Here is a 25,454-nt window from a genome sequence, read left to right as displayed (position 1 = left end):
CCACTTGCCCGATGCTTACAGCTTCGGACCAGCAGCCTTGATGGCGTCGCTCACGTCGAACTTCTTGAAGTTCTCGATGAACAGGCCGGCCAGGGCCTTGGCGGCTTCGTCGTAGGCGGCTTTGTCAGCCCAGGTGTTGCGTGGGTTGAGCAGGCCGGTTTCGACGCCTGGAACGGCCAGCGGCACGTCCAGGTTGATGGTGTCCAGGTGCTCGGTCTCGGCACCGACCAGAGCGCCGCTCTGGATGGCGGCGATCACGCCACGGGTGGTCGGGATGTTGAAGCGCTTGCCAACGCCGTAGCCACCGCCGGTCCAGCCGGTGTTGACCAGGTAGACCTTGGAGCCGAAGCCGCGGATGCGCTTGATCAGCAGCTCTGCGTAAACGCCTGCCGGACGCGGGAAGAACGGTGCGCCGAAGCAGGTGGAGAATGTGGACTTGATGCCAGCGCCCGAGCCCATTTCGGTCGAGCCCACCAGAGCGGTGTAGCCGGACAGGAAGTGGTAGGCAGCTTGTTCTTCGCTGAGGATCGAGACTGGCGGCAGTACGCCGGTCAGGTCGCAGGTCAGGAAGATCACGGCGTTCGGCTCGCCACCGAGGTTTTTCTCGGAACGCTTCTCGACGTGCTCCAGCGGGTAGGCGGCGCGGCTGTTCTGGGTCAGGCTGCCGTCGGCGTAGTCAGCCTTCTTGGCGTCGTCCAGCACAACGTTTTCCAGCACGGCGCCATGCTTGATGGCTTTCCAGATGACCGGCTCGTTCTTCTCGGACAGGTCGATGCACTTGGCATAGCAACCGCCTTCGATGTTGAACACCACGCCCTCGCCCCAGCCGTGTTCGTCGTCACCGATCAGGTAACGGCTTTCATCGGCGGACAGGGTGGTCTTGCCGGTACCGGACAAGCCGAAGAACAGGGTCACATCGCCTTCTTCGCCGATGTTGGCGGCGCAGTGCATCGGCAGCACGTCGGCGGCCGGCAGCAGGAAGTTCTGTACCGAGAACATGGCTTTCTTCATTTCACCGGCGTAGCGCATGCCGGCGATCAGCACTTTTTTCTGAGCGAAGTTGAGGATCACGCAACCGTCGGAGTTGGTGCCGTCACGCTCTGGAACGCATTCGAAGTTGGCAACGTTGAGCACCTGCCACTCGTCACGGCCAGCCGGGTTGTACTGGGCCGGATTGATGAACAGGCAACGACCGAACAGGTTCTGCCAGGCAGTCTGGGTGGTCATCTTCACGGCCAGGTAGTGCTCGTCGGAAGCACCTACATGTACATGGGAAACAAAATGCTCTTGCGCGTTGTTGAATGCCTCGACGCGAGCCCACAGGGCATCGAACTTGTCGGCCGGGAACTTGCGGTTGATCGGGCCCCAGGCGATAGCGTCCTGGGTGCTCGGCTCTTCAACGATGAAACGATCGACTGGCGAACGGCCGGTACGGTGACCGGTACGAACAACCAGCGCGCCGGTATCGGCAAGCTCGCCTTCACCGCGCTTCAGGGCTTCTTTGACCAGATCATCAACACTCAGATCGGTGTACACGGCGTTATTGGCTTGCGTCATGAGGTTCCCCGTCGGCCAGTGGCCGAGTGCTCCAAACGTTTTGTAGTAGAAAGTCGTGCACTACTACCGCGAAAAAAGTGCGCCGGATTATGCCAGAAAAGCCCAAAAAGAGTAGGGCCCTCCCGTCAGAACGGCGTTAATCCGGCGCTTGCCAGGTGATTTACCTGCGCTGAACCGTTTTAGTGACGAGTATCTGACGGCGACTCGACACCTGCTCCGGCGAACAATTGGCTGATATCGGCCGCATCGAACAGGTAGCGCTCGTTGCAGAACTGGCAATCGATCTCGATGCTGCCGCCGTGTTCGACCACCAGCTTCTGCGCATCTTCCAGACCCAGACTGACCAGCGCATTGCCCGAGCGTTCCCGCGAGCAGCTGCAACGGAAGCGCAACGGCTGCACATCGAACAGGCGCACGGCTTCTTCATGGTAGAGGCGATGGAGCACGGTTTCGTTGTCCAGGCTCAGCAGTTCGTCGGCGGTCAGGGTGCCGCCCAGCGCGGTGATGTGCTGCCAGCTGGCGGCGCGCTCTTCTTCATCCTTGAGGCGGTCGGCCGGCAGTTGCTGCAGCAGCAGGCCACGGGCGCGACGACCGTCGGCGTGCAGCCAGAAACGGGTGCCAACCTGCTGGGACATGACGAAATAGTTGGTGAAGCATTCCGACAGGGTGGCGCCATCCAGGTCGACGATGCCCTGGTAGCGCTGGCCGTGGGTCGGGTCGACGGTCAGGGCCAGCACGCCATTGGGCATCAAGTCGGCCAGGGTCGCATCCGGGGCGATCTGCTCCGCGTCGTAGCGGGCCAGACCACGGATCTCGCGCTCGCTGGAGCACTCGATCATCAGCAATGGCACCGGGCCTTCGGAACGGGCCTGGAGGATCAGCAAGCCATCGAACTTCAGCGTGCCGACCAGCAGCGCGGCCGCCGCCATCAGCTCGCCGAGCAGTTGCGCGACCGGCTCCGGGTAAGCGTGTTTGGCGAGGACTTCGGCATAGCTGCGCTCCAACGCCACCAGCTCGCCGCGGGCGTCGCTGTCATCGAAGATGAAGCGTTGGGTGAAGTCGGTATCCGGCAAATGAGTCATAGGTTTGGGTATCTGAGGTGATGACAAAATGGTTACAAGATATGAAAATTGCGTTTTTTGCACTGTTACGGTGCGCGATTTTCTGCCATTGGAGGCATTTTATGAACAATCCGGGTTTGTTCCAAGCAAGGTGGAACCTCGGCAAGCTGGTGTTGTGCAATTTGCTCCCTCTGGCACTGCTGGGTTTCTGGTTATGGCCAAGCGGGCACATGCTTTGTGTGATGTTCGACGAATGGCTGTTCCGCCTGCTGAATGCTCCCCTTGCGAGCAACTCCACCTGGCTGCATATCTGGGCCGTGGCCAGCCTGCGGCCTTTCGACGCGATAGTCGGGCTGATCCTGCTGACCCTTTTGATCCGCGGTGACTGGGTGTTCAAGGCCGTGGACGTGCGCCGGGCCTTTTTCGGCTTCCTGTCGATCCTGGTCTTGATGCTGATTATCCGCTTGTTGTTCTCCAGGCTCGCCGACGCCATGGGCTGGCAGCACGACAGCCCGTCGATGATGCTCCAGGATGCCGTGCACATGAGCGACTATTTCCCGCACTGGGAAAAAACCTGGGAGCTAAAGGACCGTTCCAGCCAGAGCTTCCCCGGTGACCACGCCTCGGTGCTGCTGATCTGGGCGCTGTTCATGAGTGTATTCAGCCGTGGCGTCGGCCAATTCCTGGTGATCTGGGGCCTGACCCTGCTGTTCATGATGCCGCGCCTGGTGGCCGGCGCGCACTGGGGCCAGGACGACTATATCGGTGGCGTGCTGCTGGCGGTCTGGGCACTCGGCTGGGGCTACTACACCCCGTACGCGGCCAAGGCCTCGGACTTCCTGCTGCGGGCGACCAATCCGCTGTTCAACCTGCTGGGCAAGCTGCCGTTGCTGTCGCGCCTGAGCGTGATGCGGGCGGCCTGACTCTTCGGATTTGCTGCTTGTCGCGGCTTTGCCGCGGATCGCGAGCAAGCTCGCTCCTACAGGGGATTGAACGGTGCGCCGGCTGTGTAGGAGCCAGCTTGCCGGCGATTGAACCCGCAGGGTTCAGAAGGCCAAGGGTCTATTCGCTGGTGCGGAATTTGAACAGGTCGCGCCGCTGTTTCTTGGTCGGCTTGCCATCGGTGCTCACACCCAGGGCGCCGGCCTTGCGCAGGGCCGCGGCGTTTTCCCGCTTGGCGATGCTGGCTGCGGTTTCCGTATAGAGAGCCTGCGCCTCCGGCGCCCCACGGCGCACGATCGACAGGGCCTGGACCACCACGGTGCGCTCGTCGAAGCCGGTGCGTATCTCATACTCGTCGCCGATCCTCGGCTCCTTGCCCGGTTTGCAGCGCTCGCCACGGTGGTGCACCTTGCCGCTTTCGATGGCGGCCTTGGCCAGCGCACGGGTCTTGTAGAAACGCGCCGCCCACAGCCATTTATCCAGACGGACCTTGTCGTCGTCTTCGGCTTTTTGTGCCATGGCATGTCCTCATTCTGAAATATTTTCGAACTGTACTACCGTTTCTCCCGTGCCATGAATTGCGATGGCTCGGTTTAGAATGCGAGGCTCTGCAGCGGCCCGTCCGGGCGCTGTGGATCCGGGCCTAGATATCTGTCGCCTTTTACCCATTATTCTGCGTGAATACCGCGAATTCGGCCGCTTGACGGTACGAGCGGGTTCCTCAGCGGTTGAGCACATTTGAAGACATTTGACCATTTGACCGTCGTGGGTCTGCGCGAGTGGGTGGCGCTTCCGGATTTGGGAGTCGCCGGCCTGCGCGCCAAGATCGATACCGGCGCCAGCACCTCCAGCCTGCATGCCACCGAGATCGAGCCGTTCGAGCGCGACGGTGAGCAGTGGGTGCGCTTCAACGCGCACCTGGGCAGCGTGGTGCAGTTGCGTCACCGGCGTTGCGAAGCACCACTGGTGGCGATGAAAACCATCAAGAGCTCCAACGGCCAGGCACAGGTGCGCTACGTGATCAGCACCACCCTGGCGCTCGGCGATCGGGTCTGGCGGGTGGAGTTCACCCTCGCCTGCCGCAAGGCCATGCGCTATCGCCTGTTGCTCGGTTCCAAAGCCCTGATCGATGGCCAGTTGGTGGTCAATCCAGGGATCAAATACGTTCAAGACAAACCGGTGTTCCCGGTGTCCACTACCTCTGCCACAGGTGTTGCATGAAGATCGCTGTGCTGTCGCGTAACCCGCGTCTGTATTCCACTCGTCGCCTGGTCGAAGCCGGCACCGAGCGTGGCCATGAAATGGTGGTGGTCGACACCCTGCGCGCCTATATGAACATTGCCAGTCACAAACCGCAGATCCATTACCGCGGCAAGCCGCTGGAAGGTTTCGATGCGGTGATTCCACGGATCGGCGCCTCGGTGACCTTCTACGGCTGCGCGGTGCTGCGCCAGTTTGAAATGATGGGTGTGTTCCCGCTCAACGAGTCGGTGGCCATCGCCCGCTCGCGGGACAAGCTGCGTTCGTTGCAACTGCTGTCCCGGCGCGGCATCGGCCTGCCGGTGACCGGCTTCGCCCACTCGCCGGACGATATTCCCGACCTGATCGAGATGGTCAACGGCGCACCCCTGGTGATCAAGGTGCTGGAAGGCACCCAGGGCATAGGCGTGGTGCTGTGCGAAACCGCCACCGCGGCCGAGTCGGTGATCGAGGCCTTCATGGGCCTGAAGCAGAACATCATGGTCCAGGAGTACATCAAGGAAGCCGGCGGCGCCGACATCCGCTGCTTTGTGGTCGGCGACAAGGTGATTGCCGCGATGAAGCGCCAGGCCAAGCCCGGCGAGTTCCGCTCCAACCTGCACCGTGGCGGCAGCGCCAGCCTGATCAAGATCACCCCGGAAGAACGCATGACCGCCCTGCGCGCGGCCAAGGTCATGGGCCTGAGCGTGGCGGGCGTGGATATCCTGCGCTCGAACCACGGGCCGCTGGTGATGGAAGTGAATTCCTCGCCGGGCCTGGAAGGCATCGAGACCACCACGGGCAAGAACGTGGCGGGGATCATCATCGAGCACATCGAGAAAAACGGTGGCCCGAACATGACCCGGACCAAGGGCAAGGGATAAAGGCAGCGGCAAGCTTTTAGCGGCAAGCTGCAAGAGAAAAGCGACTCCTCACTTGCCGCTTATAACTTGTAGCTTGCCGCTTGTAGCTGCCTTCAGACCGCATCCCTGGGCAGCAACAATCCCAACGGCAAGCGCACCCGCGCTTCCAGGCCACCATCGGCGCGGTTGCGCAATTCGACATTGCCGCCATGCATCGAGGCGATCCGCTTGACGATGGCCAGGCCCAGGCCGGTGCCCTTGCCACCCCGGGCACGGTCACCGCGGGTGAAGGGGTTGAAGATTGCCTCCAGCTCCGACGGGTCGATGCCCGCGCCACGGTCCATCACACTCAGCACCACATAAGGCGCGCTGGTGTCGCCCGACACATAGGCCGCCACTTCGACCTCGGTGCCGGCGTGGTTCAACGCGTTGCCGATCAGGTTGTTCAGCAGGCGCTTCATCGACACCCGACGCAGCGGGAACGGCGGGATCGGCTCCAGGCGCAAACGCACCTTTTCATCGTTCTGGTTGTAGGGCGCCGCCACTTCGCGCACCAGGTCGCTGAGATCGACCTCCTCCACCGATTCGTCGCGGCCGTCGCGGATAAAGGCCAGGAACTGGTCGAGAATCGCGTCCATGTCCTCGATGTCGCGGACCATGTCGTCGGTCAGGTCGTTGTGGCTGCCCATCAACTCCAGCGACAGGCGCAGGCGGGTCAGCGGCGTGCGCAGGTCGTGGGACACCCCCGCCAGCATCAGCTCGCGTTCGCGCCCGGCCTGTTCCACGTCCTCGGCCATCTGGTTGAAGGCGCGGTACACCTCGGTCATCTCGCTCGGCGTATCGCTGATCGGCAGGCGCACGCTGCGCCCCTGCCCCAGTTGCCGGGCGGCATAGACCAGGCGCTTGAGCGGCTGGTTGAGCTGGCTGACGAAGATCCACGCCGACGCCGTGGACAACAGGCCGATGGCCAGGAACCAGCCGAGCACGCTCCAGATCTTCTGCCCCCGCAGCGGGTGCGGATACAGCGGCACTTTCAGCCAGCCGTCGCCCAGGCTCGGCGCGCGCACCCAGAGCGCAGGCGGCGCATGCATGCGCAGGCGCACTTCAGTGTCGGCGCCCAGCTCGGCCTGCATCTGCCGCTGATAGATCTCGCTGTAGGGCCAATGCTGCTCGCCCGCCGGCACACCGCTGCCGACCACCTTGATCAGCCCGGCGGCCTCGGCGATCTGGTCGCGGTTGGATTCGTCGGCGGCCCAATAGGCGCGCAGGGTCAGGGCCACGCCGTGGCTGTACTGGCGGTCTACTAGCACGTCCTCGTTCATCAGCAGATAAACCAGGGTCAGCGCCTTGGAGAACAGCACCACGATCAGCACCAGCCAGAGGGTGCGGGAGAAGAAGCTTTGCGGGAACCACAGCGGGGTTTTCATAAACAGCCATTACACGCTTTGCAGGAGCGAGTCGCGCTCGCAGAGTTGCGGAATGCGAGCGCCCGGGTCGTTTGCCGGCCCGGGCGCTCGCTCCTACAAATCATCGGTCACTTGGTGGTGGTGCCATCCGGCACGAACACATAACCCACGCCCCAGACCGTCTGGATATAACGCGGCTTGGACGGATCGGGTTCGATCATCCGGCGCAGGCGGGAGATCTGCACGTCGATGGAACGCTCCAGGGCATCCCACTCGCGGCCACGGGCCAGGTTCATCAGTTTGTCGCGGGTCAGCGGCTGGCGAGCGTTCATCACCAGGGCCTTGAGCACCGCGAACTCACCGGTGGTGAGCATGTGCACTTCGGCGCCGCGCTTGAGTTCGCGGGTGGCCAGGGACAGTTCGTAGTCGCCGAAGGTGACGTTTTCGTCTTCGCTGCCCGGCGCGCCCGGCACCGGGGCCGACTGGCGACGCAGCACGGCCTTGACCCGCGCCATCAGCTCGTCGGGGTTGAACGGCTTGGCCAGGTAATCGTCGGCGCCCAGTTCCAGGCCCTTGATGCGGCTCAGTTCGTCGCCCTTGGCGGTGAGCATGATGATCGGGATCTGGTTGTTCGCACTGCGCAGGCGGCGGCACGCGGTCAGGCCGTCTTCGCCAGGCAGCATCAGGTCGAGGACGACCAGGTTGAAGACCTCGCGACCCAGCAGACGGTCCATCTGCTCGGTGTTGGGAACCGCGCGGGCACGATAGCCCTTGCTGACGAAGAAGCGCTCCAGCAGGCTGCTCAGCCCGGGGTCGTCGTCAACGATAAGAATTTTTTCGCCTTCGGCAGTTTGTGCAGTGCTGCTCATCAGATGCTCCTTTTATCTCGGTGCGCATTATGGCGTAGCTGCCGTTATACGCACCGTGTGCATTGTTAGCAGATTTTTCCTCTACCGCCAGAAAACCCGCCGTCGGCCGCCAGTGGGCCGATACCCCCGAAGACTGGAACGCTGGTTATAATGCGCCGCCTTTTGTGTCAGGCAACGTCTGATCGTTACCGCCCGTGGCCACTTTTTATTTTTCCCGGCCAGGCAGTAATTGTTCGATTTCACGGGTCAACAGGCAGCCTTTTGATCCAGGCAGCGGCGCACGCCAGGCCGCTCAACCAGACTCGCCGAGGCCAATTTTCCGTGCCGGCGAGCCTGCTTCACAATTTGTCAGGTGGTTTTATGGACAGCATCAACAGCCGCATTGCCGAGGAACTCGGCGTACGCCCACAACAGGTCGAAGCGGCCGTCGCTCTATTGGATGAAGGCTCCACCGTGCCCTTCATCGCCCGCTACCGTAAGGAAGTGACCGGCAGCCTCGATGACACCCAGTTGCGTCATCTGGAAGAGCGCCTGCGCTACCTGCGAGAACTCGACGAACGGCGCATCAGCATCCTCGCCAGCATTGAGGAGCAAGGCAAACTGACCCCGGAACTGGCCCGCGACATCAAGCTCGCCGATACCAAGACCCGCCTAGAAGACCTCTACCTGCCGTACAAGCAGAAGCGCCGCACCAAGGGCCAGATTGCCCTGGAAGCCGGCCTCGGCGAACTGGCCGACGGCCTGTTCAACGACCCGAGCCTGACCCCGGAAAGCGAAGCCGTGCGCTTCGTCGACGCGGAAAAAGGCGTGGCCGATGTGAAGGCCGCCCTCGAAGGCGCCAAGTACATCCTCATGGAGCGCTTCGCCGAAGACGCCAGCCTGCTGGACAAGCTGCGCAACTACCTCAAGCAGGAAGCCACCCTCAGTGCCCGCGTGATCGCCGGCAAGGAAGAGGAAGGCGCCAAGTTCCGCGATTACTTCGAACACGACGAACCACTCAAGAGCATGCCGTCGCACCGCGCCCTGGCGATTTTCCGTGGCCGCAACGAAGGCATCCTCAGCTCCGCGCTGAAAGTCGGCGACGAACTGCCTGGCACCATGCACCCGTGCGAAGGCATGATCGGCCAGCACGTCGGCATCCAGAACCAGAACCGCCCGGCCGACAAATGGCTCGGCGAAGTGGTGCGCTGGACCTGGAAGGTCAAGCTCTACACCCACCTGGAAACCGACCTGCTGGGCGAGCTGCGCGACAACGCCGAAACCGAGGCGATCAACGTCTTCGCCCACAACCTGCACGACCTGCTGCTGGCCGCTCCGGCCGGCCCGCGCGCGACCCTGGGCCTCGACCCGGGTCTGCGCACCGGCTGCAAGGTGGCGGTGGTGGATGCCACCGGCAAGCTGCTGGACCACGCCACCGTTTACCCCCACGTACCGCACAACAAGTGGGACCAGACCATCGCCGTGCTGGCCGCGCTGTGCGCCAAGCACTCGGTGGACCTGATCGCCATCGGCAACGGCACCGCCAGCCGGGAAACCGACAAGCTGGCCGCCGAGCTGATCAAGAAATACCCGGCCATGCGCATGACCAAGGTCATGGTCTCCGAGGCCGGCGCTTCGGTGTATTCGGCGTCGGAACTGGCCGCCAAGGAATTCCCCGACCTCGATGTGTCGATCCGTGGCGCGGTGTCCATCGCCCGGCGCCTGCAGGACCCGCTGGCCGAGCTGGTGAAGATCGATCCGAAATCCATCGGCGTCGGCCAGTACCAGCACGACGTGTCGCAGCTGAAGCTGGCCCGTGGCCTGGATGCGGTGGTCGAGGACTGTGTGAACGCCGTCGGCGTGGACGTCAACACCGCGTCCGTGGCCCTGCTGGCGCGGATCTCCGGCCTCAACACCACCCTGGCGCAGAACATCGTCAGCCACCGCGATGAAAACGGTGCGTTCAAGACCCGCGCCGCGCTGAAGAAGGTTGCCCGCCTGGGTGAAAAGACCTTCGAACAGGCCGCCGGCTTCCTCCGTGTGATGAACGGCGACAACCCGCTGGACGCGTCCGCGGTGCACCCGGAAGCCTACCCGCTGGTGCAGCGCATCGCCGCCGAGACCGACCGCGACATCCGCTCGCTGATCGGCGACAGCGGCTTCCTCAAGCGCCTGGATCCGAAGAAGTTCACCGACGAGACCTTCGGCCTGCCGACCGTCACCGACATCCTCCAGGAACTGGACAAACCAGGCCGCGACCCGCGTCCCGAGTTCAAGACCGCCGAGTTCCAGGAAGGCGTCGAGGACCTCAAGGACCTGCAACTGGGGATGATCCTCGAAGGCGTGGTGACCAACGTCACCAACTTCGGTGCCTTCGTCGACATCGGCGTGCACCAGGACGGCCTGGTGCACATCTCGGCGCTGTCGGAGAAGTTCATCAAGGACCCGCGTGAAGCGGTGAAGGCCGGCGACGTGGTCAAGGTCAAGGTCATGGAAGTCGACATTCCACGCAAACGCGTCGGCCTGTCGATGCGCATGAGCGACACCCCGGGCGAGAAGATCGACGGCGCTCGTGGTTCGCGCCCAGGCTCGGCGCCACGCTCGTCGGGCAACAGCGCCCCGCGCAAGGAAAGCGTGGCCGCGGCCCCGACCAACAACGCCATGGCGTCGCTGTTCGCCAACGCCAAGCAGTTGAAGAAACGCTGATGGAGATCCCGGCCGGCTTGACCGAAAGCGCGTTCAGCCAACTGCTCGGCTGCCGTCTGCAGCGTCTGGAAGTCGGTGCAGCCGACGTCGCCCTGACGCTGACGCCGCAGTTGCGCAATCGCGGCCAGAAGCTGCACGGTGGGGCGATCTTCAGCCTGGTCGACATTGCCATGGGGCTGGCCTGTTCCAGCTCCCACGGCTTCGACCAGCAGAGCGCGACCATCGAGTGCAAGATCAACTACATCCGCGCCGTCGCCGAGGGCGACGTGGTCTGCCACGCCCGGGTGATCCACCCGGGCCGCCGTACCCTGGTGGTCGAGGCCGATGTGATGCAAGGCGACAAACTGGTCGCTAAAGCACAAGGCACGTTCGCTGTTCTATAGCCCCTCCACCTCGATTTGAGTTAATTTCGGCGCTGCACACACGGCGCCGGAGTTTTTTGCGCGTGCAAGAGCCAGTTCAAGGATGAAGCAATGGCGTTGCAAAGCGGGCCGGTAAGGCTCAACGACCAGGCGAAAACGCCAGTTTCAACTTCACCCTTGTAGACCGTCCTGCCCACCCCCATATTGGGGCGACTGACGCGTGAAGGAATCCAACTTGAGCGAACTTCTCAACCGCCGCCTGGCTCTGCTCGGCGAGCGCGCTAACCTCTCTCTGCTCGAGCAGTGCCTGCACGGTATCGAGCGCGAATGCCTGCGCGTGACCGGCGAAGCGCGCCTGGCACAGACCCCGCACCCGGAAGAACTGGGTTCCGCGCTGACCAACGAACAGATCACCACCGATTATTCCGAGTCGCTGCTGGAGTTCATCACTCCGGCCCTGGCCGATCCGGCTGACACCCTGGCCAGCCTCGACAAGATTCACCGTTTCGCCTACAGCAAGCTCGGCAACGAGTACCTGTGGAGTCCATCGATGCCGTGCCCGTTGCCGGCCGAGGAAGACATCCCGATCGCCTATTACGGCACCTCCAACATCGGCCAGCTCAAGTATGTGTACCGCAAGGGCCTGGCCCTGCGTTACGGCAAGACCATGCAGTGCATCGCCGGGATCCACTACAACTTCTCCCTGCCAGAGCAGCTCTGGCCGCTGCTCAAGCAGGCCGAAGGTTTCGTCGGCAGCGACCGCGACTATCAGTCGTCGGCGTACATCGCGCTGATCCGTAACTTCCGCCGCTACAGCTGGCTGCTGATGTACCTGTTCGGCGCCTCGCCGGCGCTGGACGTGGGTTTCTTGCGCGGGCGCTCGCACCAGCTGGAACAACTGGACGCCGAGACCCTGTACCTGCCGTATGCCACCAGCCTGCGCATGAGCGACCTGGGCTACCAGAGCAACGCCCAGGCCGGCCTGACCCCTTGCTACAACGACCTGAACAGCTACACCGACAGCCTGCGCAAGGCCGTCGCCACGCCGTACGCGCCGTATGTGGAGATCGGCACCCACCAGGACGGCGAGTGGGTCCAGCTCAACACCAACATCCTGCAGATCGAAAACGAGTACTACTCCAACATCCGCCCGAAACGCGTGACCTACACCGGCGAGCGGCCGATCCAGGCGCTGATGGCCCGCGGCATCCAGTACGTCGAAGTGCGCTGCCTGGACATCAACCCGTTCCTGCCGATGGGCATCGACGTGCAGGAAGCCCGCTTCCTCGACGCCTTCCTACTGTATTGCGCGCTCAACGAAAGTCCGCTGCTGGAAAACAACGAGTGCGGCAACGCCACCTCGAACTTCCTCAAAGTGGTCAAGGAAGGTCGTCGTCCGGGCCTGCACCTGCTGCGCCAGGGACAACTGGTGGAGCTCAAGGAATGGGCCGGCGAACTGCTGGAAAAGATCGCGCCGCTGGCCGCCCTGCTCGATCGCAGCCACGGCAGCGACGCCCACAGCAAGGCACTGGACGCCCAGCTGGCCAAGGTCAAGGATTCGTCCCTGACGCCTTCGGCCCAGGTCCTGGCCGCCATGCAGGAGCATAAGGAAAGCTTCAGCCAGTTCTCCCTGCGCCAGAGCCTGGCCCACGCCGAGTTCTTCCGCAGCGAGCCCCTGAGCAAGGAAGACCAGGCACGTTTCGAAGAAGCCGCGCGCAGCTCCCTGCTGCAACAGGCCGAGCTGGAACGCAACGAAGTCGGTGATTTCGACGTGTTTGTCGGCTCGTACCAGGCGAGTATCCTGGCAATCAGTAACTGACACACCGCGCCGCCTGTATCGCGAGCAAGCTCGCTCCTACACAGTACTGTCCTGTAGGAGCGAGCTTGCTCGCGATGGAGCGCAAAGCGCTCCCCTTCAAAAAAGTGCTCTCTTTAGAAGATTCCTCTTTTAAGCTAATTCTGAAAAGTTATTTATTTTTAGATTCTTAGATCATTTAGTCTCCTCTCACGTCCACACTTGGCCGCCCGTCGAGGAGCTTCATGATGAAAATGCACTTTCCCCTTCGCCTTCTGGCGGCCGTATCCCTGGCTACCGCGAGCTTGTTCGCCCAGGCAGCCGATGTCACCGTCGCCTACCAGACCACCGTCGATCCGGCGAAAGTCGCCCAAGCCGACGGCACCTACGAAAAGGCCACCCAGGCCAGGATCGACTGGCGCAAGTTCGACAACGGCGCCGATATCATCGCCGCCATCGCCTCGGGTGACGTGCAGATCGGCTACCTCGGCTCCAGCCCGCTGACCGCCGCGATCACCCGCAAGGTGCCGGTGGAAACCTTCCTCATCGCCACCCAGATCGGCGCCGCCGAGGCCCTGGTGGCCCGCGACGGATCCGGGATCAACACGCCCCAGGACCTGGTCGGCAAGAAAGTCGCCGTGCCCTTCGTTTCCACCGGTCACTACAGCCTGCTGGCCGCGCTCAAGCACTGGAAAATCGACCCGGCGAAAGTACAGATTCTCAACCTGGCGCCACCGGCGATCATCGCTGCCTGGAAACGCGGCGACATCGACGCCACCTACGTCTGGGATCCGGCGCTGGGCGTGGCCAAGGAAAACGGCAAGGTGCTGATCACCTCCGGCGAACTGGCCCGGTTCGGCGCGCCGACCTTCGACGCCTGGATCGTGCGCAAGGACTTCGCCGAGAAGCACCCGCAAATCGTCACCGCCTTCGCCAAGGTGACCCTCGACGCCTACGCCGATTACCGCAAGGACCCAAAGGCCTGGCTGGCGGAGCAGAGCAACGTCGACAAGCTAGTGAAACTCTCCGGCGCCAAGGCCAGCGACATTCCGCTGCTGTTGCAGGGCAACGTCTACCCACTGGCGGCCGACCAGGTCATCAGCCTTGGCGCGCCGACCACCAAGGCCATCACCGACACCGCGGTGTTCCTCAAGGAACAGGGCAAGGTCGAGGCGGTTCTGCCGGACTACGCGCCGTACGTCAGCGCCAAGTACATCACCCACTGAAGGTTCGCCGCAGAGGTCGCCGGGCCCAGGCCCGGCGCTTCTCGTACAGCGTCTCACCTCGACAAAGGCTGCATTTGAACAAGGAGCGCGCCGTCATGGCTTTGCTACAACTGGAGCGCATCAGCGCACAGTACCCCGGCGCCGCCGAACCGGTGCTGGCGGATATTTCCCTGACGCTCGGGCCCCAGCAGCTGCTGGTCGCCCTCGGCCCTTCCGGCAGTGGCAAGACTTCGTTGCTGAACCTGATCGCCGGCTTCGTCGAACCCAGCGCCGGGCGCATCACCCTGGACGGCGTGCCGGTCGCCGGCCCGAGTGCCGAACGCGGCGTGGTGTTCCAGGACGATGCCCTGCTGCCCTGGCAGGACGTGCTGGCCAACGTCGGCTTCGGCCTCGAACTGGCCGGCATTGCCCGCGACCCGCGCGAAGCCCGAGCCCGGGAAATGCTCGCGCTGGTGGACCTGGCCGGCTTCGACAAACGGCGCATCTGGCAGCTCTCCGGCGGACAACGCCAGCGTGTGGGTCTGGCCCGCGCCCTGGCCGCCGACCCACGGCTGCTGCTGATGGACGAGCCCTTCGGCGCCCTCGATGCCTTCACCCGCGAGCAGATGCAGGAGCTGTTGCTGCAGGTCTGGCAACGCACCGCCAAGCCGGTGTTCCTGATTACCCACGACATCGAGGAAGCAGTGTTCCTCGCCACCGACCTGATCCTGCTGGCCCCCAACCCGGGGCAAATCGTCGAGCGTTTGAGCCTGGACTTCGGCCAGCGTTACGCGGCCGGCGAATCGGCCCGGGCAATCAAATCCGATCCACGCTTTATCGAAACCCGCGAACATGTGCTGGCCCGGGTGTTCTCCCAACGCAGTGCCGTCTTGCGGCAGGAGCGCGCATGAACAGCTACGACCTCCCAGCCACCACGACCAAAGCCGCTAACCCGCACACCGCGGTGCCCCAGCGCCGCAGCCTGGGCACCCGCTGGATTAGCGTGCTGACCCTGGTCGTGCTGCTCGCCCTGTGGTGGGCGGTGACGGCCAGCGGCCTGATCGAACCGCTGTTCCTGCCGCCACCTTCCGCCGTGCTGCAAAAGGGCTGGCTGCTGGTGACCAGCGGCTATATGGATTCCACCCTGTGGCAGCACCTGGGCGCGAGCCTCGGACGCATTGGCCTGGCCCTGGGTTTTGCCGTGCTGAGCGCGATTCCGGTGGGCATCGCCATCGGCCACAATCGCATCGCCCGCGGCGTGCTGGACCCGCTGATCGAGTTCTACCGGCCGATTCCGCCCCTGGCCTACCTGCCGCTGATCGTCATCTGGTGCGGCATCGGCGAGCTGTCCAAGGTGCTGCTGATCTACCTGGCGATCTTCGCCCCAATCGCCATCGCCACCGCCACCGGCGTACGCACCGTCGACCCGACCCGGCTGCGCGCCGCGCAGTCCCTGGGCGCGACCCGGGCCCAGCTGATTCGCCATGTGATCCTGCCCAGCGCCCTGCCGGACATTCTCACTGGCGTGCGCATCGGCCTCGGGGTGGGCTGGTCGACCCTGGTCGCCGCCGAACTGATCGCCGCCACCAGCGGCCTGGGGTTCATGGTGCAATCCGCCGCGCAGTTCCTGGTCACCGATGTGGTGGTACTGGGGATCCTGGTCATCGCCCTGATCGCCTTCGCCATGGAAATGGGCCTGCGCGCCCTGCAGCGCAAGCTGGTGCCCTGGCACGGCCAGGCCCATTGAGACCCTGTATCTGTAGCCCTGTAGCCCTGTAGCCCTGTAGCCCTGTAGCCCTGTAGCCCTGTAGCCGCTGCCGAGCGTAGCGAGGCTGCGATCGAGCGCAACGCGCTCGCCCAAAGCCTGCGCCTGCTTCGCAGGCGATCGCAGCCTCGCTGCGCTCGACAGCGGCTACAGCCACACCTGAATTCGAGAACGACATGAGCCTGACCATCACCCCTTTAAGCTCCGCCTTGGGCGCCCAGATCAGCGGCGTCGATATCAGCCAACCGCTGGCCGGCGAACAGCGCGACATCATCGAGCAGGCGCTGCTCCAGCATCAGGTGCTGTTCTTCCGCGACCAGCCGATCGACCCGCAGCAACAGGCGCGCTTCGCGGCGAACTTTGGCGACCTGCATATCCATCCGATCTACCCCAACGTGCCGGAACAGCCGGAAGTGCTGATCCTCGACACTGCGCAAACCGACGTGCGCGACAACGCCATCTGGCACACCGACGTGACCTTCCTGCCGACCCCGGCCCTGGGCGCGGTGCTCAGCGCCAAGCTGTTGCCGGCATACGGTGGCGATACCCTGTGGGCCAGCGGCATCGCAGCCTATGAGGCGCTCTCGGAGCCGATGAAAAACCTGCTGCAAGGCCTGACCGCGACTCACGAGTTCATCAAGTCCTTCCCCCTGGAACGCTTCGGCAATACCCCGCAGGACCTGGCGCGCTGGGAAGAAGCCAAGCGGAAAAACCCGCCGCTGTCGCACCCGGTGATCCGCACCCATCCGGTCAGCGGGCGCAAGTCGCTGTTCGTCAACGAAGGCTTCACCACCAGGATCAACGAGCTGTCGGACAGCGAAAGCGAAGTCATCCTGAAACTGCTGTTCGCCCACGCCACCCGCCCGGAATTCACTATCCGCTGGCGCTGGCAGGCCAACGACGTTGCCTTCTGGGACAACCGCGTGACCCAGCACTACGCGGTCGACGACTACCGTCCGCAACGCCGCGTGATGCACCGCGCGACGATTCTCGGGGATGTGCCGTTTTTCCGATAACCGATATTCATGACTGCAACAGGACTGGCAGGTGATTGCGGCGTCACCAAACGATAAGTGGTTGCCCACCCTCGATGACGCGCGGCTATGCTATCAATGATTGCATTGATTTCATTCGGAGGAACCCATGGCCAGCCTGACAATCCGAAACCTGGACGACCACATCAAAGAGCGCCTGCGCATCGAGGCCGCCCACAACGGCCACTCCATGGAAGAAGAAGCCCGCTTGATTTTGCGCCGCGCCCTGAACAGAACAGCCGACAGCCAAGGCCTGGCCAGTCGTATCCGGGCACGCTTTGCCGAGGCCGGCGGAGTGAAGCTTGAACTGCCCGAACGTACCGAGCCGGCACGCGTGGTGGATCTGGGCGAATGATCGTGCTCGACACCAATGTGCTGTCGGAACTGATGCGTCCCCAACCGGACGCCTCGGTATTGCTGTGGATCGAAGCGCAACCTGTCGAAGACCTCTACATCAGCGCCATGACCATGGCCGAGATTCTTCACGGCATCGCGCGCCTGCCCCACGGCAAGCGCAAACAGATGCTCCATGCGTCGGCCCTGGCGATGTTCGAGGAAGACTTCATCGACCGCATCGTGCCCTTCGGGACCCAGGCGGCTCTTTACTACGCCCATCTGATTTCGCACCGGGAAAGCCTGGGGCGTCCGATCAGCCTGGTGGATGCGCAAATCGCGGCCATATGCCGCGTCCACGACGCGGCGATCGCCACCCGTAACGCCAAGGACTTCAGCGATACAGGGTTGATCGTTATCAACCCCTGGCTGCCACTCGAAGTTTGAACCCGGCTCTGTAGGAGCGCAGCTTGCTCGCGATGGCGGCATGCCTGACACAACACACCACCGCGATCGCCAGCAAGCCTGGCTCCTACAGAAGCCGCGGCAGCCTTACAACATGACGGCAGGCTCTATTCCGCGGTTGAAGGCTTCAACCACAGATTGATCCCGCCTTCGCGGGCAAAACGATCGATCTCTGCCAGCTCTTCAGCGCTGAAGTTCAGGTTCTGCAATGCGCCGACGTTCTCGACGATCTGCTCCGGCCGGCTGGCGCCGATCAGGGCCGAGGTCACCCGCGGATCGCGCAGAGTCCAGGCCAGGGCCAGTTGCGCCAGGCTCTGGCCACGACGCTGGGCGATTTCGTTGAGGGCGCGCACATGGGCGAGGTTGGCCTCGGACAGGTGCGAGGCTTGCAACGAACCACCGCCCGGGCGGTTGACCCGCGCATCCTCGGGAATGCCATTGAGGTACTTGTCGGTCAGCAGGCCCTGGGCCAACGGCGTGAAGGCAATCACCCCGGCGCCGAGTTCTTCAGTGGTGTCCAAAAGGTCCTTTTCCACCCAGCGGTTGAGCAGGTTATAGGCCGGCTGGTGGATCAGCAGCGGCACTTTCCACTCCTTGAGCAAGGCTGCAATCTCGCGGGTCTTCACCCCCGAATAAGACGAGATACCGATGTACAGCGCCTTGCCCTGCTGCACCGCGGTGGCCAGGGCGCTGGCGGTTTCTTCCAGCGGGGTGTCCGGGTCGAAGCGGTGGGAATAGAAGATATCTACATAGTCGAGGCCCAGGCGCTGCAGGCTCTGGTCGAGGCTGGCCAGCACGTATTTGCGCGAGCCGCCGCCCTGGCCATACGGGCCGGGCCACATATCCCAACCGGCCTTGCTGGAGATGATCAGCTCGTCGCGATACCGCTTGAAGTCTTCCCGCAGCAGACGACCGAAATTGATCTCGGCGCTGCCATAGGGCGGGCCGTAGTTGTTGGCCAGGTCGAAGTGGTTGATGCCCAGGTCGAAGGCGGTGCGCAGCAACGAACGCTGGGTGTCGATCGGCGTACTGTCGCCGAAGTTGTGCCACAGGCCCAGGGACAGCGCCGGCAGCACCAGGCCGCTGCGTCCGACGCGGCGGTAGGGGATGGAGTCATAGCGGTTTTCGGCAGCAAGGTAAGTCATCGAATCCTCTCTCATTGGCGGGACTGCGCTGTGGTTTGAAGCCTTCGGGTTTCGCGATCGACCGCGCCGCGGTCGCCTGCTTCTCTATGCAAATTGATTCTTCGGTCGCGCCAGCCCCAGGTTCTCGCGCAACGTCTTGCCCTCGTATTCGGTTCTGAACAACCCGCGTCGTTGCAGTTCCGGTACCACGGCGCCGGCAAAGTCCTGGAGCCCGCCCGGCAGGTGCGGCACCAGCACGTTGAAGCCATCCGCCGCGCCCTCCTCGAACCAGCCTTGCAGCTCGTCGGCGATCTGCGCCGGCGTGCCGATCAGGCTGTAATGCCCCCGGCCCCCGGCGATTTTCCGGCCCAGCTCGGCCAGGCTCAGGTTGTCCTTGCCGGCCAGTTCCACCAGCAGCTTCTGCCGGCTTTGCTGGCCGCTTTCGGTCAATGGCAGCGCGGGCAGCGGGCCGTCCAGCGGGTACTGCGACAGGTCGAAGTTGCCCAGCATACGCCCAAGCAGGGCGACGCCAACCTCGGGTTCGACCCATTGCTGAAACGATTCATATTTTTCCCGGGCCTCACTTTCGCTCTGCCCCACCACCACGAATACCCCGGGCATGACTTTCAATGAATCGGCGCCGCGTCCGTAGCGGGCCAGGCGCCCCTTGAGGTCGGCATAAAACGCCTGGGCGCTGGCCAGTGAGGTCTGGGCGGTAAATACCACCTCGGCGGTCTGCGCCGCCAACTCGCGTCCGGCTTCGGAGGAACCGGCCTGGACGATCACCGGATAGCCCTGGGGCGGGCGCGCCACATTCAGCGGGCCCTTGACCCGGAAGTGCTCGCCCTGGTGGTCCAGCACATGCAGCTTGGCCGGGTCGTAGTACTGGCCGCTGCTTTTGTCGCGGACAAAGGCGTCGTCCTGCCAACTGTCCCAAAGCCCGGTGACCACTGCATGGAACTCGCGGGCGCGGCTGTAACGCTCGGCATGGCCCAAATGCTCGTCGCGACCGAAATTCTGCGCTTCGGCCGCATTGTCGGAAGTCACCAGATTCCAACCTGCCCTTCCACCCGACAGGTGATCCAGCGAAGCGTACTTACGTGCCACATGGTACGGTACGTTATAGCTCGTAGTGCTAGTGGCAATTAGCCCAATATGCTCGGTCACGACGCTGAGGGCAGCCAGCAAAGTCAAGGGTTCAAACTGCTCCGAACGCGCCATTCTATGGGCCTCGGGGCCCGTTGCGGCGGCCACGCTGTCAGCCAGGAACAGGGCATCGAACTTCGCTGCCTCGGCGATCCGGGCCAGCTGCCTGTACGCAGAAAAGTCTAGTCCGGCATTCGCCGGTACGTACGGATGCCGCCAGGCGGCAACGTGATGACCGGTGGCCATCAGGAAGGCGCCGAGCTTGAGTTGTCTTGGGTGGGTCATGGCCTTTTCCTTGAAGCAGTCATTGAGGGTCGTTGCACGCAACGGCTCAAAAATCCTTGCGCACCTGTACCCCGAAATAACGTTCGTCATCCCGTGGCACGGCGCGGTAGATGTAATTGCCGCCACTGGCCAGCAGCGGCGAATAGGACTTGTCGGCGAGGTTCTTGCCCAGCAGCGCCACGCGCCAGCCCTGGTTGTAGTCGGCCAGGGCGATGCTGGCGTTCCAGATGCCGTAGGCCCCCTGCCTGGTGTCGGCGTTCTGGCTGATGTCGTACTGCACTTCGCTCTGCCAGCTGTAATCGGTGCCCAGTTCGATATCCAGGCCGTTATCCAGCGGGATGCTGTAATCGGCCCGCACATAGCTTTTCCAATCAGGGCTGAATGGCAGCGGCTTGCCGTTGACGTTGCAAGAAGCCGCCGCGCCCGCCGGGCAGGCGAATTCGTCGATCCGTGCGCGGGTATAGGCCAGCGCGCCGGAGATCTTCAGTTGCTGGGTGGCCTGCAAGGCGTAATCCAGCTCGACACCTTCGGTGCTAACGCTGCCGGCATTGATCAGGCGGGTCACCACCTGCCCGGCGACGGTGTCGAAGAAGTTCGCCTGATAGTTGTCGTAGTCGCTGTGGAAGATCGCCAGGTTGGCGGTCAGGCGCTTGTTCCAGGCCGTGGCCTTGATCCCGGCCTCCCAGGTGTTGGAGGTTTCCGGCTTCAGCGCCTCGGTGTCCCGCGGCTGCATGTTGAAGAACACGTTGTAGGCCGGCCCCTTGTAGCCGCGTGAATAGGTCAGGTAGGTGGTGACCGCATCGCTTAGGTCGTACTGCAGGCCCAGGCGCCCGGACCAGCCGTCCTCATCCACCGAGCCCGAGCTGCTGGTGCCGGGCTGAATGCCACTGACGGTGGTGGCCGAGGTGGATACGCGGCGGTGCTCGTATTCCAGGTCGTCGTGGGTCCAGCGCAGGCCGGCGATCCCGCGCAGGTCCGAGGTGAAGTTCAGGGTGGTTTCGCCGAACACCGAGTAGCTGTCGCTGGTGGTGCTGTAGTCGGCGATGCCACGGTTGATCGCGGTGGTAGTGGTCAGGGTGCGGCGGTAGGTTTCTTCATCCTTGCCGTGCATGTAGAACAACCCGCCGACGTACCCGAGAAATTGCCCCTTGGGCGAGGCCAGGCGCAGCTCCTGAGAGTACTGGTTGTAGTCCAGGTCGCCCTTGTCGGCGGTACCGGGGAAAGCGGCGGTAACGGCGCCCAGGCGGTCGCCGTCCTGATACTGGGTGTTGTTCCAGCCGCGCCAGGCGGTGATCGAGGTCAGGGTGTAATCGCCAAGACTCCAGTCCAGCTGGCCGGACAAACCTTTGTTGATGTCTTCGACGTGGGTACGGGTATCGGTGTTGATATCGCGGTTGTCCCTGCTGGCCCGGACCGGGCGCAGGGCATTGGCGAAGGCCGGAGCCAGGGCCTTGGCGACAACGCCATTGGGCGCGTCGTTATGGGACTGCATGTAGTCGGCCGCCAGGGTGAAGGTGAGGTCGTCGCTGGGGGTGAACGCCAGCTTGCCGCGCACGCCCTTGCGGTTGTAGCCGTTGACCTCATGCCCGTTGCGCCGGCTGTCGACGTTGCCATCGTAGCTGCCGAACAGGGTGGTGATCGACCCCTTGAGCGTGTCGGGAATCAGGCTGCCGCCGATGCCGAACCGGGTGCGGCTTTCGTTGCCGCTGTAGTAGCTCTGGTCGATGTAGCCATGGGTCTCGGCGGTCGGCGCCCTGGTCACGATATTCAGCACGCCGGCCGAAGCGTTCTTGCCGAACAAGGTGCCTTGCGGACCGCGCAAAACTTCGATGCGTTCCAGGTCCAGCAGGTCGAGGGTAGCCTGGCCCGGGCGGCCGTAGACCACGCCATCGATCACCGTGGCCACGGTCGGCTCCACGCCGGGCGAGGTGGAAATGGTGCCCACGCCGCGGATGAACAGCGAGGTGTCCTTGTTCGAAGCGCCGGTGCGGAAGTTCAGCGACGGCACCTGTTGCACGATGCTGGCGACACCGTTGCGGTTATCACGCTCCAGTTGCTCGCCATCGACCACCGACACCGCCACCGGCACTTTTTGCAGCGACTCTTCGCGGCGGGTGGCGGTGACTGTCACCGACTTCAGCGTCGGCTCCTGGCCCTGCGCCGTGCTGTCGCTGTCAGCGGCGAAAGCGCCCGGCAGCGGCAGCGCGGCGAGCCCCGCCAGCCACCAGCCCAAATACGCCCGTGAAGCGCTGGCGGCGCGGATCGACCGCACCAGTTTCTGCTGATCCCCATGAATGTTCTGCATACTGCACCTGCGCGGAATTTGCCCTTAACCGCTGCCGATCTGCGCCGGCAGCGCCGAAAAATCTGTCGTGGACATTCGCTCGAGCGAGTAGCAGACAAGGCGCTTTGTTAGCGCTAACATCGCCAGTATCGGCAAGCCTCACATAGATCGTAAAATACTGAAAAATTACTTTTATATGCTTTTTTGTTTACTTGAAGGATCGTGCTTTTGACCGCTGAAAAATCCCCAGGCCGCAAGCGCCGCGGTGCCGGACGGGTGACCCTGAACACCGTCGCCCGCCAGGCCGGTGTGTCGGCGATCACCGTGTCGCGTTATTTCAACCAGCCGGACAGCGTCTCGCCGGAACGTCGCGAGCGCATCGCCCGGGCAGTGGCCGAACTGGGTTATGTGCCGAACCTGGTGGCCGGCGGCCTGGCCTCGACACGGGGCAAGATTGTCGCCATGGTGATCCCGAACATCTCCGGGCCGATTTTCGCCAACACCATCCAGGGCTTCAGCGACACCCTCAGCCGCCACGGTTACCAGCTGCTGCTGGCGTCGAGCTACTTCGACGCACAACAGGAAGAAAACGCCGTGCGGGCCTTTCTCGGCTGGTCGCCGGCCGCCCTGGTGCTGACCAGTCATTTCCATAGCCCGGGCACTGAAAAGATGATCGCCGAGGCGGATATCCCGGTGATCGAGACCTGGGACTACCAGCCACAGCGGGAACCGCTGCAGATCGGCTTTTCCCATTACCAGGTCGGGGTGACGGCGACGCGTTATCTGTATGACAAGGGTTATCGGCGCATCGCCTTCGTGCAGAACAGCGCCCCCGGCGACCTCAGCGCCCTGGAGCGCCGCGACGGTTACGCCGCCACCGTGAGCGAACTGGGCCTGGCACCCTGGGTGTTCGCCCCGGATGCCGATCGAGCGCCGTTCGAGGCCGGCAAGCAGGCCATGGAAGCCCTGATGAAAACCCGCCCACGGCCGGATGCGATCATCTTCGCCAACGACAACCTGGCCGCCGGCGGCTCCCTGGCCGGGCAACGAGCGGGGCTGAAAATCCCCGAGGAATGCGCGGTGCTGGGCTTCGGCGATTACCCCTTTGCCGAGATGCTGTTGCCCAGCCTGAGCACCATCAAGCCACCGGCACTGGAGATCGGCGTCCTGGCGGCGACCCGGGTCCTGGAAAGCCTGGGCGTGTTGCCGGTGGAAGACGAGGTCCAGCGCCTGAACCTGCTGCAGTGCCGGCTGATCGAGCGCGAGAGCGCGTAGCAACGACCCTCATGGCTCTTCGGGCTTATCGCGGGCACGGGCCCCGGCGGGTGCGAGTGGCCGACGTTCGATGGCGACGATTCGCGGCTACGCCGATAACTCGCGCAATGCCGCCGCGGCGAGAAAGCCCGAACGCGAGCGGTAGCGCTGGTCGCGCTTCACCGTCTGGTCGATGCGTTCCAGCAATTGCTCCGGCAGGGTGGCGTTGAAGCGCACCGCCTTGCCGAAGTAAGGCGTGATGTCGAACTCGATCATGCCCCACACGCCACCGGCGTAATCGGGATTGTCGATATGCACGTCGACCTCATGCACCTGGGGCAGCGGTTCACCATCGGCGACCAGGCCTTCGTAATGCAGCGACAGGGCCTCTTTCACATTCTCGAAGGCTTCTGCTGCGGTATGACCGGCGGAAAAACAGCCCGGCACATCGGGGACGATCACTCCATATCCGGAGTCGGCATCCTTGTGCAGCACGACCGGGAATTTCATCTCGTTGACCTCTTCGTTCAAGACCGGCCTCATTTCAGGCCCGCCTGTTTCAAGATGCTGTGGATCGTGCCCCTGGGCAGATCCGCATCCGGGTGAGGGATAGTGACCCGCCCCGGCTTGTGCAGATGCTTGTACTGGTGATGACTGCCTTTGACCGCGATCAGATACCACCCGTCCTCCTCGATCATCCTGATCAGTTCCCGACTGCGCATTGCCGTGTCCTTTCGATACGTCCCGAAAAGCCACCCTACACAGCCAAAGGCGAAGAATACACACTATACACATTCAGATAATCAATACAGAAAGCGGCGATGACCGGCGCCACCCTGGCCCTTTTCAGAGCGCCCTGGCAAAAACCTCCGCCAGCCAGTCGACGAATACCCGCACCCGCGGCGACATGTGGCGGTTGTGTGGGTACAGCACGGAAACCGGCATGGGCGGCGGCGGGGTGTCGGTGAGGATTTCCTGCACCAGCCCCTGGGAAATCTGCTGTGCCATGCGGTAGCGCGGGCACTGGATGATGCCCAGCCCGGCCACGGCCGAGGCGGCATAGATTTCCGCGCCGAACACCGACAGCGCGCCTTCGATGGCGACTTCCCGCAGTTCGCCATCGACCATGAATTCGAACGGAAACAGCTTGGCCGTGGTGCGTGAGACGTAGTTCACCGCACGGTGCCGCGACAGTTCGTCGAGGCTCGATGGCTCGCCGTATTTGCGCAGGTAGGCCGGGCTGGCGCAGGTGATCTGCTGCAAGTTGGCCACGCGCCGGCCGATCAACGACGAATCGCCCAGGGTGCCGGCGCGCAACACGCAGTCCACCCCTTCGGCGATCAGGTCGACAAAACGATCGGCCTCGCTGATGGACAGTTCGATTTCCGGATAGCGCGCCATGAATTCGGGCAGGGCCGGAATCACGAAGTACTTGGCCAGGGTGCCATGCAGGTCGACCCGCAAACGCCCCTTCGGCGCCACCGTGCGAAACGCCAGTTCGGCCTCTTCCAGCTCCGCCAGCAGCTGTACGCAGCGCTGGTAATAGGCCTCGCCGTCGAGGGTCGGGCGCACGCGGCGGGTGCTGCGCTCCAGCAGGCGGGTACCGAGCCAGGCCTCGAACTGATTGAGGGTATGGGTCAGGGTGGCGCGCGGCAGGTTCAGGTCCTCGGCGGCCAGGGTGAAGCTGCTGCGCTCGTAGATCCGCACGAACACCTTCATCGCTTTGACTTGATCCACGACGGGCTCCGGGGCTCATTGATTGTTGGCGATTATTGAACAG

At 63.4% G+C, this 25,454-nt stretch carries 24 protein-coding genes; 13 read left to right on the top strand and 11 right to left on the bottom strand.

The features are described from left to right. Window positions 1-15: 15 nt before the first annotated feature. A complete protein-coding gene (locus BMY68_RS25590) occupies window positions 16-1,557 on the bottom strand; it encodes a phosphoenolpyruvate carboxykinase (RefSeq protein ID WP_009041703.1) in 1,542 nt (513 codons plus the stop codon). 179 nt (window positions 1,558-1,736) lie between these two features. Beyond that, window positions 1,737-2,639, bottom strand: a complete 903-nt coding sequence (hslO, locus tag BMY68_RS25585) for an Hsp33 family molecular chaperone HslO (protein WP_085533388.1) — start codon at window positions 2,637-2,639, stop codon at window positions 1,737-1,739. Window positions 2,640-2,740: 101 nt separating this feature from the next. On the opposite strand from hslO, the gene BMY68_RS25580 reads away from it, so the two are divergent. Further along, window positions 2,741-3,541, top strand: a complete 801-nt coding sequence (locus BMY68_RS25580; protein WP_085533386.1) for a phosphatase PAP2 family protein — start codon at window positions 2,741-2,743, stop codon at window positions 3,539-3,541. Window positions 3,542-3,680: 139 nt separating this feature from the next. On the opposite strand, the gene BMY68_RS25575 is transcribed toward BMY68_RS25580, so the two are convergent. Beyond that, on the bottom strand, window positions 3,681-4,079 hold the full coding sequence (locus tag BMY68_RS25575) for an RNA-binding S4 domain-containing protein (protein ID WP_085533384.1): 399 nt from the start codon (window positions 4,077-4,079) through the stop codon (window positions 3,681-3,683). A gap of 219 nt (window positions 4,080-4,298) precedes the next feature. Here BMY68_RS25575 and BMY68_RS25570 point away from each other — a divergent pair, with 219 nt between their 5' ends. Together BMY68_RS25570 and rimK are read left to right on the top strand one after the other, a co-directional pair. Beyond that, window positions 4,299-4,781 (top strand): retropepsin-like aspartic endopeptidase RimB, encoded by a 483-nt coding sequence (locus BMY68_RS25570; protein WP_007931742.1) that lies wholly within the window; start codon window positions 4,299-4,301, stop codon window positions 4,779-4,781. Next, entirely contained in the window at window positions 4,778-5,683 is a 906-nt protein-coding gene (gene rimK, locus BMY68_RS25565; RefSeq protein WP_007931744.1) for a 30S ribosomal protein S6--L-glutamate ligase, read from the top strand. Before BMY68_RS25570 ends, rimK begins: the two co-directional genes overlap by 4 nt. Window positions 5,684-5,775: 92 nt before the next feature. Here the strand turns inward: rimK and BMY68_RS25560 are convergent, their stop codons facing one another. After that, window positions 5,776-7,089, bottom strand: coding sequence for an ATP-binding protein (locus BMY68_RS25560; protein ID WP_009041700.1), 1,314 nt, complete (start codon window positions 7,087-7,089; stop codon window positions 5,776-5,778). Window positions 7,090-7,196: 107 nt separating this feature from the next. Further along, window positions 7,197-7,937, bottom strand: a complete 741-nt coding sequence (ompR, locus tag BMY68_RS25555) for an osmolarity response regulator transcription factor OmpR (protein WP_007925257.1) — start codon at window positions 7,935-7,937, stop codon at window positions 7,197-7,199. 360 nt (window positions 7,938-8,297) lie between these two features. Here ompR and BMY68_RS25550 point away from each other — a divergent pair, with 360 nt between their 5' ends. From BMY68_RS25550 to BMY68_RS25510, 9 genes are all read left to right on the top strand, one after another. Further along, window positions 8,298-10,622 carry a Tex family protein gene (locus BMY68_RS25550; RefSeq protein WP_085533382.1) on the top strand — a complete coding sequence of 775 codons (2,325 nt, stop codon included), beginning with the start codon at window positions 8,298-8,300 and terminating at the stop codon, window positions 10,620-10,622. Further along, window positions 10,622-11,005 carry a PaaI family thioesterase gene (locus tag BMY68_RS25545; protein WP_085533380.1) on the top strand — a complete coding sequence of 128 codons (384 nt, stop codon included), beginning with the start codon at window positions 10,622-10,624 and terminating at the stop codon, window positions 11,003-11,005. The genes BMY68_RS25550 and BMY68_RS25545 overlap by 1 nt, the downstream gene beginning before the upstream one ends. 214 nt (window positions 11,006-11,219) lie before the next feature. After that, on the top strand, window positions 11,220-12,803 hold the full coding sequence (gene gshA, locus BMY68_RS25540; protein ID WP_085533378.1) for a glutamate--cysteine ligase: 1,584 nt from the start codon (window positions 11,220-11,222) through the stop codon (window positions 12,801-12,803). Between the two features lie 224 nt (window positions 12,804-13,027). Next, window positions 13,028-14,005 (top strand): taurine ABC transporter substrate-binding protein, encoded by a 978-nt coding sequence (gene tauA / locus BMY68_RS25535; RefSeq protein ID WP_007925265.1) that lies wholly within the window; start codon window positions 13,028-13,030, stop codon window positions 14,003-14,005. 95 nt (window positions 14,006-14,100) lie between these two features. Then, entirely contained in the window at window positions 14,101-14,895 is a 795-nt protein-coding gene (gene tauB / locus BMY68_RS25530) for a taurine ABC transporter ATP-binding subunit (protein WP_085533376.1), read from the top strand. Continuing rightward, the gene (tauC, locus tag BMY68_RS25525) at window positions 14,892-15,731 is read left to right on the top strand and encodes a taurine ABC transporter permease TauC (RefSeq protein WP_085533374.1); all 840 of its coding nucleotides are present in this window, start codon (window positions 14,892-14,894) and stop codon (window positions 15,729-15,731) included. Before tauB ends, tauC begins: the two co-directional genes overlap by 4 nt. 194 nt (window positions 15,732-15,925) lie before the next feature. Then, complete coding sequence (gene tauD, locus BMY68_RS25520) at window positions 15,926-16,765, top strand: taurine dioxygenase (protein ID WP_085533372.1); 840 nt, start codon at window positions 15,926-15,928, stop codon at window positions 16,763-16,765. A gap of 127 nt (window positions 16,766-16,892) precedes the next feature. Beyond that, window positions 16,893-17,138 carry a FitA-like ribbon-helix-helix domain-containing protein gene (locus tag BMY68_RS25515; RefSeq protein ID WP_009041692.1) on the top strand — a complete coding sequence of 82 codons (246 nt, stop codon included), beginning with the start codon at window positions 16,893-16,895 and terminating at the stop codon, window positions 17,136-17,138. Next, the gene (locus BMY68_RS25510; RefSeq protein ID WP_062824000.1) at window positions 17,135-17,563 is read left to right on the top strand and encodes a type II toxin-antitoxin system VapC family toxin; all 429 of its coding nucleotides are present in this window, start codon (window positions 17,135-17,137) and stop codon (window positions 17,561-17,563) included. Before BMY68_RS25515 ends, BMY68_RS25510 begins: the two co-directional genes overlap by 4 nt. A gap of 125 nt (window positions 17,564-17,688) precedes the next feature. Here BMY68_RS25510 and mgrA read toward each other — a convergent pair whose 3' ends face one another. The 3 genes from mgrA to BMY68_RS25495 all read right to left on the bottom strand — a co-directional run bounded on the left by mgrA (window position 17,689) and on the right by BMY68_RS25495 (window position 22,441). Next, on the bottom strand, window positions 17,689-18,726 hold the full coding sequence (mgrA, locus tag BMY68_RS25505; RefSeq protein WP_085533370.1) for an L-glyceraldehyde 3-phosphate reductase: 1,038 nt from the start codon (window positions 18,724-18,726) through the stop codon (window positions 17,689-17,691). 84 nt (window positions 18,727-18,810) lie between these two features. Then, window positions 18,811-20,136, bottom strand: a complete 1,326-nt coding sequence (locus BMY68_RS25500) for an LLM class flavin-dependent oxidoreductase (protein ID WP_062824002.1) — start codon at window positions 20,134-20,136, stop codon at window positions 18,811-18,813. 46 nt (window positions 20,137-20,182) lie between these two features. Next, window positions 20,183-22,441 carry a TonB-dependent receptor gene (locus BMY68_RS25495; protein ID WP_085533368.1) on the bottom strand — a complete coding sequence of 753 codons (2,259 nt, stop codon included), beginning with the start codon at window positions 22,439-22,441 and terminating at the stop codon, window positions 20,183-20,185. A gap of 207 nt (window positions 22,442-22,648) precedes the next feature. On the opposite strand from BMY68_RS25495, the gene BMY68_RS25490 reads away from it, so the two are divergent. Further along, entirely contained in the window at window positions 22,649-23,695 is a 1,047-nt protein-coding gene (locus BMY68_RS25490; protein WP_085533366.1) for a LacI family DNA-binding transcriptional regulator, read from the top strand. Window positions 23,696-23,782: 87 nt separating this feature from the next. On the opposite strand, the gene BMY68_RS25485 is transcribed toward BMY68_RS25490, so the two are convergent. From BMY68_RS25485 to BMY68_RS25475, 3 genes are all read right to left on the bottom strand, one after another. Beyond that, window positions 23,783-24,184, bottom strand: a complete 402-nt coding sequence (locus tag BMY68_RS25485; protein WP_009041686.1) for a type II toxin-antitoxin system HicB family antitoxin — start codon at window positions 24,182-24,184, stop codon at window positions 23,783-23,785. A 29-nt stretch (window positions 24,185-24,213) separates the two neighbouring features. Continuing rightward, window positions 24,214-24,396: a type II toxin-antitoxin system HicA family toxin gene (locus BMY68_RS25480; protein ID WP_009041685.1), complete on the bottom strand. Its 183-nt coding sequence runs from the start codon at window positions 24,394-24,396 to the stop codon at window positions 24,214-24,216. Window positions 24,397-24,520: 124 nt separating this feature from the next. Beyond that, complete coding sequence (locus BMY68_RS25475) at window positions 24,521-25,411, bottom strand: LysR family transcriptional regulator (protein WP_053259258.1); 891 nt, start codon at window positions 25,409-25,411, stop codon at window positions 24,521-24,523. Window positions 25,412-25,454 lie beyond the last annotated feature (43 nt).

The organism is Pseudomonas sp. NFACC41-3 (assembly GCF_900109505.1).
Taxonomy (GTDB): domain Bacteria; phylum Pseudomonadota; class Gammaproteobacteria; order Pseudomonadales; family Pseudomonadaceae; genus Aquipseudomonas; species Aquipseudomonas chlororaphis.
This window is presented reverse-complemented; position numbering and strand designations above follow the sequence as displayed.

Bases quoted from the DNA above. Each gene is read 5' to 3' on its own strand.
- tauD (WP_085533372.1), top strand. From the start codon at position 15,926: ATGAGCCTGACCATCACCCCTTTAAGCTCCGCCTTGGGCGCCCAGATC.
- BMY68_RS25545 (WP_085533380.1), top strand. From the start codon at position 10,622: ATGGAGATCCCGGCCGGCTTGACCGAAAGCGCGTTCAGCCAACTGCTC.
- rimK (WP_007931744.1), top strand. From the start codon at position 4,778: ATGAAGATCGCTGTGCTGTCGCGTAACCCGCGTCTGTATTCCACTCGT.
- BMY68_RS25575 (WP_085533384.1), bottom strand. From the start codon at position 4,079: ATGGCACAAAAAGCCGAAGACGACGACAAGGTCCGTCTGGATAAATGG.
- tauC (WP_085533374.1), top strand. From the start codon at position 14,892: ATGAACAGCTACGACCTCCCAGCCACCACGACCAAAGCCGCTAACCCG.
- ompR (WP_007925257.1), bottom strand. From the start codon at position 7,937: ATGAGCAGCACTGCACAAACTGCCGAAGGCGAAAAAATTCTTATCGTT.
- BMY68_RS25590 (WP_009041703.1), bottom strand. From the start codon at position 1,557: ATGACGCAAGCCAATAACGCCGTGTACACCGATCTGAGTGTTGATGAT.
- tauB (WP_085533376.1), top strand. From the start codon at position 14,101: ATGGCTTTGCTACAACTGGAGCGCATCAGCGCACAGTACCCCGGCGCC.
- mgrA (WP_085533370.1), bottom strand. From the start codon at position 18,726: ATGACTTACCTTGCTGCCGAAAACCGCTATGACTCCATCCCCTACCGC.
- BMY68_RS25500 (WP_062824002.1), bottom strand. From the start codon at position 20,136: ATGACCCACCCAAGACAACTCAAGCTCGGCGCCTTCCTGATGGCCACC.
- BMY68_RS25510 (WP_062824000.1), top strand. From the start codon at position 17,135: ATGATCGTGCTCGACACCAATGTGCTGTCGGAACTGATGCGTCCCCAA.
- BMY68_RS25495 (WP_085533368.1), bottom strand. From the start codon at position 22,441: ATGCAGAACATTCATGGGGATCAGCAGAAACTGGTGCGGTCGATCCGC.
- BMY68_RS25550 (WP_085533382.1), top strand. From the start codon at position 8,298: ATGGACAGCATCAACAGCCGCATTGCCGAGGAACTCGGCGTACGCCCA.
- BMY68_RS25580 (WP_085533386.1), top strand. From the start codon at position 2,741: ATGAACAATCCGGGTTTGTTCCAAGCAAGGTGGAACCTCGGCAAGCTG.
- BMY68_RS25560 (WP_009041700.1), bottom strand. From the start codon at position 7,089: ATGAAAACCCCGCTGTGGTTCCCGCAAAGCTTCTTCTCCCGCACCCTC.
- hslO (WP_085533388.1), bottom strand. From the start codon at position 2,639: ATGACTCATTTGCCGGATACCGACTTCACCCAACGCTTCATCTTCGAT.
- BMY68_RS25480 (WP_009041685.1), bottom strand. From the start codon at position 24,396: ATGCGCAGTCGGGAACTGATCAGGATGATCGAGGAGGACGGGTGGTAT.
- tauA (WP_007925265.1), top strand. From the start codon at position 13,028: ATGAAAATGCACTTTCCCCTTCGCCTTCTGGCGGCCGTATCCCTGGCT.
- BMY68_RS25515 (WP_009041692.1), top strand. From the start codon at position 16,893: ATGGCCAGCCTGACAATCCGAAACCTGGACGACCACATCAAAGAGCGC.
- BMY68_RS25485 (WP_009041686.1), bottom strand. From the start codon at position 24,184: ATGAAATTCCCGGTCGTGCTGCACAAGGATGCCGACTCCGGATATGGA.